The sequence below is a fragment of the Anabaenopsis tanganyikae CS-531 genome (assembly GCF_029891675.1).
GTDB lineage: Bacteria > Cyanobacteriota > Cyanobacteriia > Cyanobacteriales > Nostocaceae > Anabaenopsis > Anabaenopsis arnoldii.
In genome coordinates this window covers 15,650-29,766 of sequence record NZ_JANQDF010000045.1, presented here as the reverse complement: position 1 = coordinate 29,766, position 14,117 = coordinate 15,650, and the positions used below count along the sequence as shown (strand labels likewise).

Below are 14,117 nucleotides of genomic sequence, written 5' to 3'. Positions count from 1 at the left end.
TTTTCTATGCCTTCCCAACTTTGGCCTTATACTACTCCTGGTATTCCCGATGAATTATTTGAGCATTTACCGGGTATTCCCTTCAGTCAGCGAGAACTGAGACTATTATTAATTTCCCAACTGCGGCTCAAATCTGATTCAGTATTATGGGATATTGGCGCGGGAACAGGGACAATTCCTGTAGAAGCTGGACTACTATGTCCTAACGGACACATTATAGCAGTGGAACGGGATGAAGATGTAGCCAACTTAATTAAGCGCAACTGCGATCGCTTTGAAGTCAAGAATGTGCAAATAATTGAAGGTAGCGCCCCAGACTGTTTGCATCAGCTGAAGCTATCCCCTGATCGCGTCTGCATTGAGGGTGGAAAACCCATAGAGGATATTTTACCAGCCGTATGGCATTATTTGCCCGCATCAGGGAGGGTTGTGGCCACAGCTACTAATCTAGAAGGACTATATGCTATTTCTCAAAGCTTCTCACTGTTGCGAGCTAGAAATATTGAAGTTGTCCAGTCTGCTGTCAACCGTTTGGAGACGCGGGGCTTTTCTCAAACCTTTGTGGCTGTTGATCCCATCTTTATCCTGAGTGGTGAGAAACTAGACTAGTTTAGGAGGATCAAAACTGAGGCATCCAGGATAAATTAGAGCTTCTACTATGGCTTAGTCCACGCTACGCTATTAGACTTTATCTTTATACTTCATACTCATTTCTATGCCTTGGTCTCGGATTATTAGTGGAATTGTGGCGATCGCCCTGGCTCTAGCGGCTACCCTTTTAGGTGGTTGGTACTTTACTATCGCCATTGCGGTGGTGGTTCTTTTAGGTCAAGAAGAATATTTTAATTTGGTAAGAGCTAGAGGTATTTTACCGGCTGCTAAAACTACCATGTTTGTCAGCCTAGCTTTACTAGTGATTTGTAACTTTAATGAAAGTTTGGCTGATGCTGTGATGCCAATAGCAGGGACATTAATTTGTTTTTATTTATTGTTTCAACCAAAAATGGCTACAATCGCCGATATTTCCGCCTCGATTATGGGACTATTTTATGTTGGCTACTTATCAAGTTACTGGGTAAGATTGCGTAATCTTGATAGTTTAGCCTACAGCAATATGCCCTATGGCTACGCCACGCAAGCTAACGGTAGTTACTGGCCCAATATTGGCAACTTCCAGGAAGAAAGTTTAGCATCCTTACCTCCAGGCTTAACTTTAACAGTGTTGACTTTCTTTTGTATTTGGGCTGCTGACATTGGTGCGTATGTTATTGGCAAATTCTTCGGTAAAACCCGTTTGTCTGATATCAGTCCCAAAAAAACCGTTGAAGGGGCGGTATTTGGAATTATAGCCAGCGTCGCTGTAGCCTTGGTAGGAGCCTATTATCTGCACTTGCCAAAATTCCTCTTCACTGGTGTAGGATTGGGTTTACTGATTGGTATTGCTAGTCTGTTAGGTGACCTCACTGAGTCTATGCTCAAGCGTGACGCTGGCGTGAAGGATTCAGGCCAGTTGATCCCCGGTCATGGTGGTATTTTAGACCGCACTGATAGTTATATTTTTACAGCCCCGTTGGTTTACTATTTTGTGACGCTTTTATTACCATTGATTGCAAATCTCTGACCTGTGGAGAATGGGGACTGTAGGCTAAACCATTTACCCCGGATCCAGGTTTCATCTCTCCTCAAGGATTAATCTTAATCATTCCTTGGCAAATCATCTGACCAGGGATCACACTCATTTCTTGAATATCGACATCTGAGCCAAGATTCAGATTGTAACTGCGCTCATCCTTTAACAGAGATGCTTCGTTTTGCATGACTTGGATATTGTCTAGCTTCAACTCATGACCGCCAATTAAGGAGCAATTGAAATTAATTTCCAGATGCGTGGCTTCACTTGCATATGATATAATACACCTGAGGAGAATTTTATTATTATCAAGTATTATTCTTTGCCAGGAAATTGGCTTGGCTCTCAAACCAATTTCTGGTAATATTTTCAACAATAGATCATTTAAACCAGTAGAGAATAATTCAGATGAGAGCGAACTATTCAGGTCTTTCTCTTCTACCATTAATTGAACAGAAACAGGTACTATTTTTAATAGTCGTAGTGCCTGTCCCTTGAGTATTGAGGCGATATTTACCTGAATATTTTCTGCTAACAGTTGAATTTGTGTGAGATGAATACCTTGATACACTGCATTAGTCGCAAAAATAGATACCCAAGGAACACAACCAGAGAGAATTTGGCGATCGCTCGCTTTAATTTCTACATCTAACTGCGATACTTGGCTGACCTGTGATTTTAACCACAGTTTGAGGGCTGTTGTCAGTGTATGTGTGATGATCCGGATTTTAGGTGGATTTTTGCTTAGGGAATTTTTCTCGGACATGGAACAACTAGGTTGATGGGTACTCGCTCAGTAACTAAGTGAGGCGAAATTAGCCTTAAATGTAACATTTATCTCTATTCTGCACAAAATTTAAATCATATGATTATTTAAATCGAAAAGACTATACACAATAATTTCATTATGGAGGAACGGGTACAAAAGATTCTAGCTCAGTGGGGGATTGCCTCACGTCGTGAAGCTGAAGAAATGATTCGGCGATCGCGAGTGCGGATCAATGGTGTCACAGCACATTTAGGTCAAAAACTTGATCCAGAAAAAGATAAAATTGCCGTAGATGGTCAGCCAGTTTCTGCCCAACGGCGTCCACCCTTGATATATTTATTACTACACAAACCTGCGGGAGTAGTTTCTACTTGTGACGACCCCCAAGGAAGAAAAACAGTTTTGGATTTACTCGCACCCGAGTTACGCCAGGGTTCAGGTTTGCACCCAGTTGGTCGTTTAGATGCACAATCAACAGGAGCATTAATCCTGACAAATGATGGAAATCTCACATTTGGACTCACCCATCCACGTCACAGGATTCCTAAGACTTATCGGGTACTAGTAAAGGGACATCCCCCGGAAGCGGTGCTAGAAATGTGGCGTGAAGGGGTTGTCTTGGGGGGAAAAAAAACACTTCCTGCTACAGTAAATTTTATAGGAACTATTGCCAAAAATAGCCATTTAGAAATAGTTTTAAAAGAGGGGAGAAACCGACAGATTCGCCGTGTAGCTGAACAGTTGGGATATCCAGTAATTAAGCTACATCGTACTGCCATAGGTCCGATTCAATTAAAAAGGCCAAATTTGCCCTTATTACATGAGGGTAAATATCGTTCACTTAATGATGCTGAAGTTCGCTTTTTGCAAAAACAAATTAAGCATCTACCCGTTAAAGATTGAGATGAGATCAGGAATGGAACGAAAGCATGAAGTGGCTCAAAAGTAAAGATAAACCCGAAATTAGAGTTTCATTAAAACAACAACAATCGGAAAAATTGGCAGAACTGGGAGCTTACCTGTTGGCTGTCCGTCAAGAAAGAAGTTTATCACAAGAAGACATAGTAATTTTAACCAAAATTCCCCAGAAACTCTTAGATTCCATTGAACAAGGTAAATTAGATGATCTGCCAGAACCAGTTTATATTAGAGCTTTAATCAGACAATTTGCCGAAGCATTAGGCTTAAATGGAGTAGAATTGTCCAATACTTTTCCTCTGGGTTTTCCACCCGTGAGTTTAGCACCTACTGGGAAAGTTCATTTAAGTGGTCTACTACGTCCTGTTCATCTTTACTTACTTTACATACTTGTCATTGTATGCTCTGTAAGTAGCTTATCTCGCCTGCTAAATAATACTACTCTGAGCGATAGCAATCAACAGCCAAAACAAGAAACTGTGTTAAAACCACAGCACAATCAAGTAAATTCCCAAGCATCAAACCAGTTCCAAAGTGTTAGCGGTAGATTGAATCGCATCAATAACAGTGACTCACTGCATATTGGTGTGACATTAAAAGCATCATCATGGATTCGTATTATAGCTGATGGCAAAATTGAGTTTGAAGGCGTTCTCCCAGAAGGAAGTCAGCGCAGTTGGAAAGCCCAACAGCAACTAACGGTGAAAACCAATAATGCGGGTAGCGTATTAATCAGTGTCAATCAGCAAGAAGCTAAACAAATGGGAGAACCGGGGAAAGAGAGAGAAATCAAGATTGCTGCTAGACCAAAGTCCTGAGGAATAAACAGCTGTTTATTCCTCACTTCTCCTGGGGTGCGCGTCCATAAAGTTGAGTCAGATTTTTCAGACGCTCTCCTAGTTCTCTTGTTAACAATGAGGACTGGTAACGCCAACCCCAGTTACCCTCAGCAGTGCTGGGAAAGTTCATTCGCGCCTCGCTTGCTAAACCTAAAATATCCTGCAAAGGAATAATTGCTTGATTAGCGATGGAACTCAAAGCCAGTCGAATTACATCCCAGTGGACACCTTCTGGACTAATGCAACCTAAATAAAGTAATAAATTGCGCTTTTCCCAATCGTTAGCTTGATTAAACCAGCCTACAGTTGTGTCATTATCGTGAGTACCCGTATAAACTACAGCATTACGTGTATGGTTAAAAGGTAAAAAAGGATTACCGGGATCAGAACCAAAAGCAAACTGCAAAACTTTCATCCCAGGAAATTCATACTTGTCCCGTAATGCTTCTACTTCTGGGGTAATTACCCCCAAATCTTCCGCTAAAACTGGTAGTGTACCTAGTTTCGCTTTAATCGCATCAAATAACTCATCTCCTGGAGCTTTCAACCACTCTCCATTCATGGCTGTCTCTTCTCCCCTTTCCACAGCCCAGTAGGCTTCAAATCCGCGGAAATGGTCAATGCGAATCACATCTATATAATCGAGCATCGCTTCAAAGCGACCCACCCACCATTTAAAATCTTGCTTTTGTAATTCTTGCCAATTATAAACAGGATTACCCCATAATTGACCAGTTTCACTAAAGTAATCCGGTGGAACTCCCGCCATTAAAGCTGGTTCTCTGGTTTCTTCATCAAGACAAAATATCTCGGGGTGCGCCCACACATCAGCACTATCTTGGGCTACATAAATGGGAATATCGCCAATAATGTAAATGCCGCTCATATTGGCATAGGATTTAAGTTCAGACCACTGGCGGAAAAATTCAAATTGGACAAACTTATAATAGAAGATTTCCGATTTTAATTTTTCCCTAGCTTTATCTATTGCTGCTGGTTCACGCTTGACCAGTTCCGCCTCCCAAGTATGCCAACTGGTATTATTATGAGTGTCTTTGATCGCCATAAATAAGGCGTAATCATCTAACCAATAGGCTTTGCTGTCACAAAAACCAGCAAATTCCTTTTGTTGTAAAGGTGTGGCCTTAACTTGAAAATGATTACAAGCTTTTTGTAGCAAAGCAGTCTTGAGAGACTTGACTCCCTCATAGTCTATCTGAGAGTCGTTAAATACTGGTAAATTAGCAAAGTCCTCTTCAGTTAGTAAACCTTGCTCTTGCAGCTGTTCTGGACTGATGAGCATAGGGTTTCCCGCCATGGCTGAATATGCAGCATAAGGAGAATTACCGTATCCCGTTGGTCCTAAAGGTAAAACTTGCCAATATTGCTGGTAACTCTCTCTGAGGAAATCAATAAATTTATAGGCTTCTAAGCCTAAATCTCCAATACCAAATCGGCTGGGGAAGGATGTAGGATGCAATAAAATACCACTGGATCTAGGAAAAGGCATATTTAAGTTCAAATATAACAAGAAGTTATCCCATCAAATCTATCATGACTTACAGAAACCCCGCACCCACCGTTGACATCATTATTGAATTGGTAGACCGTCCACATCGACCAATAGTATTAATTGAGCGACAGAATTTACCTTTTGGTTGGGCTATTCCCGGTGGTTTTGTTGATTATGGTGAACCTGTAGAGGTGGCGGCGCGACGAGAAGCACAGGAAGAAACGGGTTTGAAAGTCGAGTTAATTACACAATTCTTGGTATATTCTGACCCTAGTCGCGATCGCCGTCAGCATACCATCAGCATTGTGTTTTTAGCAACAGCCACGGGGGAACCAATGGCAGGTGATGATGCCAAAAATATAGGCATTTTTGAGTCTTGGCGTGTACCGAGTAATTTATGTTTTGACCATGATCGCATTCTCCGGGATTATTGGCATTATCGCCATTATGGGCTACGTCCCCAGTTGGGTTTTGATTAATTAACCACAGATGTACATAGAATAAAATGAATAAATTATTACTCTATAATGTGTTGGTAGTACTTGAGGGTGCATTATGAATGTTGAGGAATTGTTAGAGCAATATGCCGCAGGAGAACGGCAATTTCAAAACGCCAATTTTAGCGGTGTAGACTTGAGAGGGGCACAGTTAAATGATATAGATTTACACAAAACAGATTTAAGTGGAGTAGATTTAAGTGAAGCTAAATTAAAAAAAGCTAATCTCTGGGAAGCAAATCTGTCTAGGGCTGCTTTAAAATGTACAAATTTGACTCAAATTAGGGGCTATCGGCTTAATTTAAGTTGGGCTGACCTGACTGGTGTTGATTTAAGTTTTGCAAATTTGGAAGAGGCGAATCTTTCTGGCGCAAATTTCACCCAAGCTAACCTAATCCATACTAATCTGATGAAAGCATTATGGGAAAACTGCAATCTGCACAAAGCCCAACTTCGGGGAGTCCGGTTAGATAAATCTAATTTGTCAGGGGTGAATTTAGCTCAGGCGAATTTAGTTGGGGCTTCTCTAGAACAAGCAAACCTCAAGGGGGCCTGTTTGCAAGGGGCTAATTTGGAAAGAGTCTGTCTGACAGATGCAAATTTAATGCTAGCAAATTTCGATGGTGCAAATTTACAACGGGCAATTTTAACCGGAGCCAATATTTATGGGGCGAGCTTTGACAATGCTGACCTCACTGGTGCAATAATGCCTGATGGGGAAGTGTACCAACAGCCAAACACCTGTGACGGAGAAATTGGCACAGGGGAAACATTATTAGAAAACATGATATCTATGAATCGTCAAGTAATTCGTACTGATAAAGCACCGGCTCCGGTGGGACCCTATAATCAAGCCATCGCCGCTAACGGTCAAATGATCTTTGTGGCTGGACAAATTGCCATTGACCCCCGACTGGGTGATGTCATCTACACAGATGATGTTAAAAAGCAAACTGAGCAAGTTATGGCTAATCTAGAAGCTATTCTGACAGCCTCTGGTGCCACATTTGAAAGTGTGGTCAAAACTACAGTATTTTTAGCTGATATGAATGATTTTGCCGTAGTCAATGCGGTTTATGCTCAATATTTTCCTGAAGCTACAGCCCCAGCCCGTGCTTGTGTCCAGGTTTCTCGTCTACCAAAGAATGTTTTGGTAGAAATCGATTGTATTGCGGTTGTTTAGCCTATTTTTGCCACAGGAAAATATTAGGCGATCGCCTAGATTGTACAGTCAATCCTAGGGCGATCGCCTTCAACTTCAGCCGAAAATTATTATTAATAATAATTGCCAATACCCATTGCCAAACAACAGGCAAGACAAAGAATGTTTTATGGAAGGATCACAAGCTTACCAGCGGTTTCAACCAATTTCCCGATGATGTATGACTCCCTGTGGGCAATTATGTGACTGCTGTTGCTTCTTGCAATGAGCAAAATGCTTATCCATAATTGCCGGAACTTGTGTATATGGAATACGACTATAACGGGTTTTGTCTGGCATCACTATATTAGGGCCAGCCTTGCATTTTTTCATACAGCCAGTACCTTTAATACTCACTTGATCTTCCAACCCACGATGACTTAAAGCAGCCTCCAACGCTTGACAAACTGCTTTACCGCCACGCTTCATACAATCAGACTTGTGACACACCAAAATAGTGTCTTTATTTTTACTTATTTTTTCCTGCGTGTTTTTGATGTCCGGGGGTTCTATGACTGAGGTAACCGTTGCAACCGTCTCGATATGAGAACGTACTGCCATCACACGCTCCGCTTTCAATATAACTTTATCTTTTTTTATATCATGCTTTTGAGAACCAACAACTTGCAGCCAACTACCAGGCGCTAAACGCAAGTCAAAAGCCGCGCGTAAATGTTTAGCAAGTTTAACATAGCATTCACCCTCAGCAGTGTCTAATAACAAGCCCTTGAGGTTGTAGCCATCTTTAATGACAAAATCTATGAATTTTCCTTCTAGGCGAAATTCCGATATTTCTCTACTGTAAGATGCACTCATTTTGCTTAATCTCTCCTTAACTAACTCAGCCTAAATAGGTGTTGTGTGTCAAAACTTCAGAAATTTCGGTAACGACTTTTCCAGCAGCATTCCAGACTCCAAATCAAATCCTGTCGAGATGCTGTTAACTGCTGTATTACAGACCAGACTTGAACCATTGCTAAAGGGGTGTTAATCTCAACCCTCAATGGTTGGTTAGTCTCACAGGAACAGGGGATATCTAATTCATGTAAGCGTTTATACACTTGCCATCGGTCTGCCCAGTCCACCTCTACGCCTACAATAAAATTTTTCTCGATTTGTGAACGTAACCGTTTCAACAGACTAGCCCTCAACTTGCAACCCATTAGTGCTTTAAGCCCCTGAACTGAAAAATCTTGGGGAATAATGCCTCTTTAATATCAGCATACCTTAAATGAAAAGTTTTCTCAATTGAATCAAAAAAAGATCACAAATTTCTCATACTTTCCGGTTATGAATTAGGAAGTGGGTAGTGGTGAGTGTGGGAGGAATAGGCGATTGAGTTGTGACTCATTGCGACCAATGACTGGAAATCTCCCATGTTTGAGCGGGAAAATGACTGAAATTGTTAAACTTCATCCCCTAGAAGGTTAAAATTTTACTAATTCCCCTAATTACCTGGGTTGTTTGGCGGGTGGAAACGTAAAGATCATCTCCTTTGCTGATGAAAAACCTGAAAGTTGGAAGGGATGAGATTGGTTATGTTTAGAAAATAATTGCTAGATACTGTTATTAGTTGATTAATCATAACTGTGATGAGATCCCTGGCATCATTCCAGTTCTCATAAAAAACCATATTTACAGAAATAAAAATCTAATTTTTTTGTTATTAATCGCTGTTGATTTCTTCTAAAAATGTTAATATATAAAAGATAAGCAGTTAAAAGCCATAACTGTGAAAAAGCGAGGAGAACAATGTCTGATACACAAACTTTAGTACAAAATTTTGGTCAGGTTTATGACAATCCTGTACTGCTAGATCATAGTGTTACTGCTCCGGTAACAGAAGGTTTCAACGTTGTGTTAGCTAGCTTCCAAGCACTATATTTACAATATCAAAAGCATCATTTTGTAGTAGAAGGTTCAGAATTTTACTCACTGCATGAGTTCTTTAGCGACAACTACGAACAAGTACAAAGTCATGTCCATGAAATTGGCGAGCGCCTAAACGGGCTGGGTGGTGTACCAGCGGCTAGTTTTAGTAAGTTAGCGGAACTTACCTGTTTTGAGCCAGAACCCGACGGTGTATATTCTTGCCGCCAAATGATAGAAAATGATTTAGCAGCAGAACAAGCCATTATTAAGGTTATTCGTCGTCAAGCTTCTCAGGCAGAGAGTTTAGGCGACCGTGGTACCCGCTATCTCTATGAACAAATTCTGTTAAAAACTGAGGAAAGGGCTTACCATTTAGCTCATTTCCTGGGTAAAGATAGCTTAACTTTAGGATTTGTCCAAACTGCTGAAAATTAGAGTTTGATAATTGGATTCGCGTCAAGTCTGCTCTCAGATAGTAGTTGACAGACTTAAACATTAAGAAGATATACAAAAGCCAGGTGTTTTAACTCCCAAGGGTTGAAACACCTGCTTTTTTAATGTATGGCAATAATGTTCAAGCTAGTTAGAACATAAACTGACCATGAAACTTGGAGGATATATGAAAAGTTTTTGGCGAAAATAATTCGCTACTATACCAAGGCTTTTAAGCCCGGGTTCGTGGCTTTTGTCGTAGTAGATATGATTTCCAATCACTCAAATTAGATAAAGTTCTCAGATATATTCTAAAAAGTATTAGTTGCAATTGAAGATATTTACTAATAGTCCAATTTCTGTTATTGATAATTTATTCTATTACTAGAAAACTTACATATCTTAATAAAAATGTGACGGGACATGGGAAGAAAATTAGACCTTTACCTCAAAAATTGCTTGATGGTGGGAAAAGCAGTGGAACTTATGGAGGATTCATATATTTTGTAATCAGCCATACTGCACAAGGACAGTACATCCACAAAAAGGTAGGCTATAGTAGTTTCCTTGATACAATGGCTGGCGTATTAGGTAAGCGCCCCCCAGTCCCTATGCGCTATCCAACCTGGAAAACTTAATAATAAATAATCTGACAAAGGCGAAAGACCTTTAAAATAATCAGGATTTGTATTCTCTTACTCCAACGCAACAACTATGCCCCGCCGTCAAGACATCCGGAAAATACTACTGTTAGGCTCTGGTCCTATCGTCATCGGTCAAGCCTGTGAATTCGACTACTCCGGTACTCAAGCCTGTAAAGCACTGCGAGAAGAAGGCTATGAAGTAGTCTTAGTTAATTCTAACCCGGCAACAATTATGACTGATCCAGAAACAGCGGATCGCACCTATATTGAGCCACTAACACCGGATATGGTCGAAAAGGTTATCGCCAAAGAACGCCCTGATGCCCTCCTACCTACCATGGGAGGACAAACAGCACTCAATCTTGCCGTAGCCCTAGCGAAAAATGGCGCATTGGATAAGTATAACGTTGAACTAATCGGCGCTAAATTACCAGCCATCGAGAAAGCGGAAGACCGCAAACTGTTTAATGAAGCTATGGAAAAAATCGGGGTGGCTGTTTGTCCTAGTGGTACGGCTTCATCTTTATCAGCGGCCAAAGAAATCGCCGATCGCATTGGCAGTTATCCCCTAATTATACGTCCTGCCTTTACAATGGGGGGGACTGGTGGCGGTATTGCCTATAATCAAGAAGAATTTGAAGAAATGGCACAGGTAGGTATAGATGCTAGCCCAGTGTCGCAAATTCTCATAGACCAATCCCTACTCGGTTGGAAAGAATACGAGTTGGAAGTCATGCGGGATTTGGCAGATAATGTAGTGATTATCTGTTCGATTGAAAACCTAGACCCGATGGGGATTCACACGGGTGATTCCATTACTGTTGCCCCTGCCCAAACGCTGACTGATAAGGAATATCAGAGGCTCCGGGATATGGCAATTAAAATTATCCGGGAGATTGGCGTAGAAACCGGCGGCTCTAATATCCAATTTGCGGTTAATCCCGTGACTGGTGATGTGGTGGTGATTGAAATGAACCCTCGTGTTTCCCGCAGTTCCGCCCTAGCTTCCAAAGCTACGGGTTTCCCCATTGCCAAAATTGCGGCCAAGCTAGCTGTGGGATACACCCTGGATGAAATTAAAAATGATATCACTAAGCAAACCCCCGCATCCTTTGAACCGACTATTGACTATGTAGTTACTAAAATTCCCCGCTTCGCTTTTGAAAAGTTTCCTGGTTCTGACCCTGTGCTGACAACTCAAATGAAGTCAGTGGGTGAAGCCATGGCCATTGGGCGGACATTTAATGAGTCTTTCCAAAAGGCTTTCCGTTCTCTAGAAACTGGACGGGCTGGCTGGGGTTGTGACCAATCGGAAAAGTTGCCAAGTGGTGAACAAATTCGCGCTCAATTGCGAACCCCTCATCCCGATCGCATTTTTGCGGTGCGCCATGCTTTACAATTGGGGTTAAGTAGCGAGGAAATCTACGAACTTACGGCCATTGATCCGTGGTTCTTGGATAAAATGCAGCAACTGCTGGATGTGGAAAAGTTCCTGAAGCGCACACCTTTACACCAGTTGACAAAAGAGCATTTATATGCAATTAAACGGGATGGCTTTAGCGATCGCCAGATTGCCTTTGCTACTAAGACGAGTGAGGATGAAGTCCGCAATTACCGTAAACAATTGGGAGTAATTCCGGTTTATAAAACTGTAGATACCTGTGCGGCTGAGTTTGAAGCTTTCACTCCTTACTATTACTCTACCTACGAAGCAGAAACCGAGGTTTTACCCACCACTAAGCCGAAAGTGATGATTTTGGGCGGTGGTCCTAACCGCATCGGCCAGGGAATTGAGTTTGACTATTGTTGTTGTCACGCGGCCTATGCTTTGAAGAAAGCGGGATTTGAGACAATTATGGTTAATTCTAATCCTGAAACGGTTTCTACAGATTATGACACGAGCGATCGCCTGTACTTTGAGCCGTTAACCAAAGAAGATGTGATCAACATTATCGAAGCTGAAAATCCCGTAGGTATAATTATTCAGTTTGGGGGACAAACACCCCTAAAATTGGCGGTTCCTTTACAGGAATTTCTTAACCAGAACACCGATCTCCCCACGAAAATTTGGGGAACATCGCCGGATTCCATTGACATGGCGGAAGATCGAGAACGTTTCGAGAAGATTCTTAATCAGTTGAATATTTCTCAACCCCCTAATGGTATTGCTCGCAGTTACGAAGATGCGCTGATTGTCGCTCAACGCATTGGTTATCCAGTGGTAGTGCGCCCTAGTTACGTCTTGGGAGGACGAGCCATGGAAATTGTCTATTCTGATACAGAATTAGAACGTTACATGACCTTTGCCGTTCAGGTAGAACCAGATCATCCTATTTTAATTGATAAGTTTCTCGAAAATGCCATTGAAGTCGATGTGGATGCCATCGCTGACCACACGGGGAATGTGGTGATTGGTGGCATTATGGAACACATTGAGCAGGCGGGTATTCACTCAGGGGATTCTGCCTGTTCTCTACCATCCATTTCCCTGTCTCCAGCAGTTCTGCAACAAATCCGCACTTGGACGGTGCAATTAGCTCAAGCATTGTCTGTGGTCGGATTGATGAATATTCAGTTTGCTGTTGTGGGCGCGCAAGGGTATTCTCCCCAAGTTTATATTCTAGAGGCTAACCCCCGGGCTTCGCGTACTGTGCCATTTGTATCTAAAGCTACGGGTGTACCTTTAGCAAAACTGGCATCTTTAATTATGTCGGGGAAAACTTTAGCAGAACTCAACTTAACTCAGGAAGTGATTCCATCTCATATCGCTGTGAAGGAAGCAGTATTACCGTTTAATAAATTTCCGGGAACTGACACTATATTAGGTCCAGAAATGCGCTCGACTGGTGAGGTAATGGGGATTGACACCGACTTTGGGCGGGCTTTTGCTAAGGCAGAATTAGCTGCTGGCGAGTTTTTACCCCTTAAGGGTACTGTGTTTGTCTCCATGAGCGATCGCGATAAATCTGACGCGGCGAATGTGGTGAAGGAACTGATGCAATTGGGCTTTACTGTCATGGCTACATTAGGTACACGCCGTGTCCTCCAGGAACACGGGCTAGATGTTGAGTTAGTCCTGAAACTCCATGAAGGTCGTCCCCACGTGCTGGATGCAATTAAAAATCAGAAAATTCAATTGATTATTAATACACCTTCTGGGGAAGAAGCCCAAACTGATGCTAGGTTAATCCGGCGTACAGCCTTAGCCTACAAAATCCCCATTGTGACTACTATTGCTGGCGCTAGAGCTACTGTGGCAGCTATTCGTTCGCTGCAAAATACTACTTTAGATGTCAAGGTGATCCAAGATTACTGCAAGGTGGGTGAATTAGGGGCTAGCACCTGAGAATTTCGGGCTTATACGAACAAAGTGGTCAGGCAAAGTTGACCACTTTGCTTTTTTGGGTAATGTCCACTCAGCAGTATTTACAGGAAAAATTAAGTAATTATTATAGAACCATAATTATTATTTATATTGAGATATGTTAAGAAATATGAGCGAATACGATTAGTATTTCGTAATGGGATAAGTCTGGATACGCTCTTAGCACAGCTATGGTGCGGGGTTAAGGTCATTCGTAATCAAGAGGATACAAATGTGATCGAACTCTATAAATTGTGGCTCTGGCAAGACGCATAGATTAAAACAGGAGGAAAAGGGCAAAATACAACACTTGTGGTGATTAAACCTGTGGATTTCGCCAATTATGTCCACTGGTAGTGTTTCTAACCATTGCTAAAGATAATGATATCCATTAGCAAATGTCACAAAAATCAGCGTCTACAGGTATTGGCATCTTTT

Annotated in this window: 13 protein-coding genes; 8 read left to right on the top strand and 5 right to left on the bottom strand. The window is 41.7% G+C overall.

Features of this window, described 5'->3' with window-relative positions:
* Nucleotides 1-6 precede the first annotated feature (6 nt).
* Both cbiT and NWP22_RS04870 read left to right on the top strand, forming a co-directional pair.
* On the top strand, nt 7-609 hold the full coding sequence (gene cbiT, locus NWP22_RS04875; protein ID WP_271731748.1) for a precorrin-6Y C5,15-methyltransferase subunit CbiT: 603 nt from the start codon (nt 7-9) through the stop codon (nt 607-609).
* Between the two features lie 106 nt (nt 610-715).
* Nucleotides 716-1,621 (top strand): phosphatidate cytidylyltransferase, encoded by a 906-nt coding sequence (locus tag NWP22_RS04870; RefSeq protein WP_271731749.1) that lies wholly within the window; start codon nt 716-718, stop codon nt 1,619-1,621.
* A gap of 61 nt (nt 1,622-1,682) precedes the next feature.
* On the opposite strand, the gene NWP22_RS04865 is transcribed toward NWP22_RS04870, so the two are convergent.
* Nucleotides 1,683-2,396 carry an LmeA family phospholipid-binding protein gene (locus NWP22_RS04865; RefSeq protein ID WP_271731750.1) on the bottom strand — a complete coding sequence of 238 codons (714 nt, stop codon included), beginning with the start codon at nt 2,394-2,396 and terminating at the stop codon, nt 1,683-1,685.
* 141 nt (nt 2,397-2,537) lie between these two features.
* Here NWP22_RS04865 and NWP22_RS04860 point away from each other — a divergent pair, with 141 nt between their 5' ends.
* Nucleotides 2,538-3,302 carry a pseudouridine synthase gene (locus tag NWP22_RS04860; protein ID WP_271731751.1) on the top strand — a complete coding sequence of 255 codons (765 nt, stop codon included), beginning with the start codon at nt 2,538-2,540 and terminating at the stop codon, nt 3,300-3,302.
* 26 nt (nt 3,303-3,328) lie between these two features.
* Nucleotides 3,329-4,135: a helix-turn-helix domain-containing protein gene (locus tag NWP22_RS04855; RefSeq protein WP_271731752.1), complete on the top strand. Its 807-nt coding sequence runs from the start codon at nt 3,329-3,331 to the stop codon at nt 4,133-4,135.
* Nucleotides 4,136-4,157: 22 nt separating this feature from the next.
* Here the strand turns inward: NWP22_RS04855 and malQ are convergent, their stop codons facing one another.
* The gene (malQ, locus tag NWP22_RS04850) at nt 4,158-5,666 is read right to left on the bottom strand and encodes a 4-alpha-glucanotransferase (protein WP_280801585.1); all 1,509 of its coding nucleotides are present in this window, start codon (nt 5,664-5,666) and stop codon (nt 4,158-4,160) included.
* Between the two features lie 44 nt (nt 5,667-5,710).
* Here malQ and NWP22_RS04845 point away from each other — a divergent pair, with 44 nt between their 5' ends.
* Nucleotides 5,711-6,148 (top strand): NUDIX hydrolase, encoded by a 438-nt coding sequence (locus NWP22_RS04845; protein WP_271731754.1) that lies wholly within the window; start codon nt 5,711-5,713, stop codon nt 6,146-6,148.
* Between the two features lie 76 nt (nt 6,149-6,224).
* Entirely contained in the window at nt 6,225-7,349 is a 1,125-nt protein-coding gene (locus NWP22_RS04840; RefSeq protein ID WP_271731755.1) for a Rid family detoxifying hydrolase, read from the top strand.
* Nucleotide 7,350: 1 nt separating this feature from the next.
* Here the strand turns inward: NWP22_RS04840 and NWP22_RS04835 are convergent, their stop codons facing one another.
* The 3 genes from NWP22_RS04835 to NWP22_RS04825 are packed head-to-tail and all read right to left on the bottom strand — an operon-like array spanning nt 7,351 to nt 8,530.
* Entirely contained in the window at nt 7,351-7,482 is a 132-nt protein-coding gene (locus tag NWP22_RS04835; protein WP_271731756.1) for a hypothetical protein, read from the bottom strand.
* A gap of 44 nt (nt 7,483-7,526) precedes the next feature.
* Nucleotides 7,527-8,183 (bottom strand): (2Fe-2S) ferredoxin domain-containing protein, encoded by a 657-nt coding sequence (locus tag NWP22_RS04830; protein WP_271731757.1) that lies wholly within the window; start codon nt 8,181-8,183, stop codon nt 7,527-7,529.
* 56 nt (nt 8,184-8,239) lie between these two features.
* On the bottom strand, nt 8,240-8,530 hold the full coding sequence (locus tag NWP22_RS04825) for an Asr1405/Asl0597 family protein (RefSeq protein WP_280792108.1): 291 nt from the start codon (nt 8,528-8,530) through the stop codon (nt 8,240-8,242).
* 589 nt (nt 8,531-9,119) lie between these two features.
* Here NWP22_RS04825 and dpsA point away from each other — a divergent pair.
* Nucleotides 9,120-9,674 (top strand): DNA starvation/stress protection protein DpsA, encoded by a 555-nt coding sequence (gene dpsA / locus NWP22_RS04820; protein ID WP_271731759.1) that lies wholly within the window; start codon nt 9,120-9,122, stop codon nt 9,672-9,674.
* Between the two features lie 711 nt (nt 9,675-10,385).
* Complete coding sequence (carB, locus tag NWP22_RS04815) at nt 10,386-13,661, top strand: carbamoyl-phosphate synthase large subunit (RefSeq protein WP_271731760.1); 3,276 nt, start codon at nt 10,386-10,388, stop codon at nt 13,659-13,661.
* Nucleotides 13,662-14,117: the final 456 nt, after the last annotated feature.

Bases quoted from the DNA above. Each gene is read 5' to 3' on its own strand.
- NWP22_RS04870 (WP_271731749.1), top strand. From the start codon at position 716: ATGCCTTGGTCTCGGATTATTAGTGGAATTGTGGCGATCGCCCTGGCT.
- NWP22_RS04845 (WP_271731754.1), top strand. From the start codon at position 5,711: ATGACTTACAGAAACCCCGCACCCACCGTTGACATCATTATTGAATTG.
- NWP22_RS04825 (WP_280792108.1), bottom strand. From the start codon at position 8,530: ATGGGTTGCAAGTTGAGGGCTAGTCTGTTGAAACGGTTACGTTCACAA.
- NWP22_RS04855 (WP_271731752.1), top strand. From the start codon at position 3,329: ATGAAGTGGCTCAAAAGTAAAGATAAACCCGAAATTAGAGTTTCATTA.
- malQ (WP_280801585.1), bottom strand. From the start codon at position 5,666: ATGCCTTTTCCTAGATCCAGTGGTATTTTATTGCATCCTACATCCTTC.
- NWP22_RS04865 (WP_271731750.1), bottom strand. From the start codon at position 2,396: ATGTCCGAGAAAAATTCCCTAAGCAAAAATCCACCTAAAATCCGGATC.
- NWP22_RS04830 (WP_271731757.1), bottom strand. From the start codon at position 8,183: ATGAGTGCATCTTACAGTAGAGAAATATCGGAATTTCGCCTAGAAGGA.
- dpsA (WP_271731759.1), top strand. From the start codon at position 9,120: ATGTCTGATACACAAACTTTAGTACAAAATTTTGGTCAGGTTTATGAC.
- NWP22_RS04840 (WP_271731755.1), top strand. From the start codon at position 6,225: ATGAATGTTGAGGAATTGTTAGAGCAATATGCCGCAGGAGAACGGCAA.
- cbiT (WP_271731748.1), top strand. From the start codon at position 7: ATGCCTTCCCAACTTTGGCCTTATACTACTCCTGGTATTCCCGATGAA.
- NWP22_RS04860 (WP_271731751.1), top strand. From the start codon at position 2,538: ATGGAGGAACGGGTACAAAAGATTCTAGCTCAGTGGGGGATTGCCTCA.
- carB (WP_271731760.1), top strand. From the start codon at position 10,386: ATGCCCCGCCGTCAAGACATCCGGAAAATACTACTGTTAGGCTCTGGT.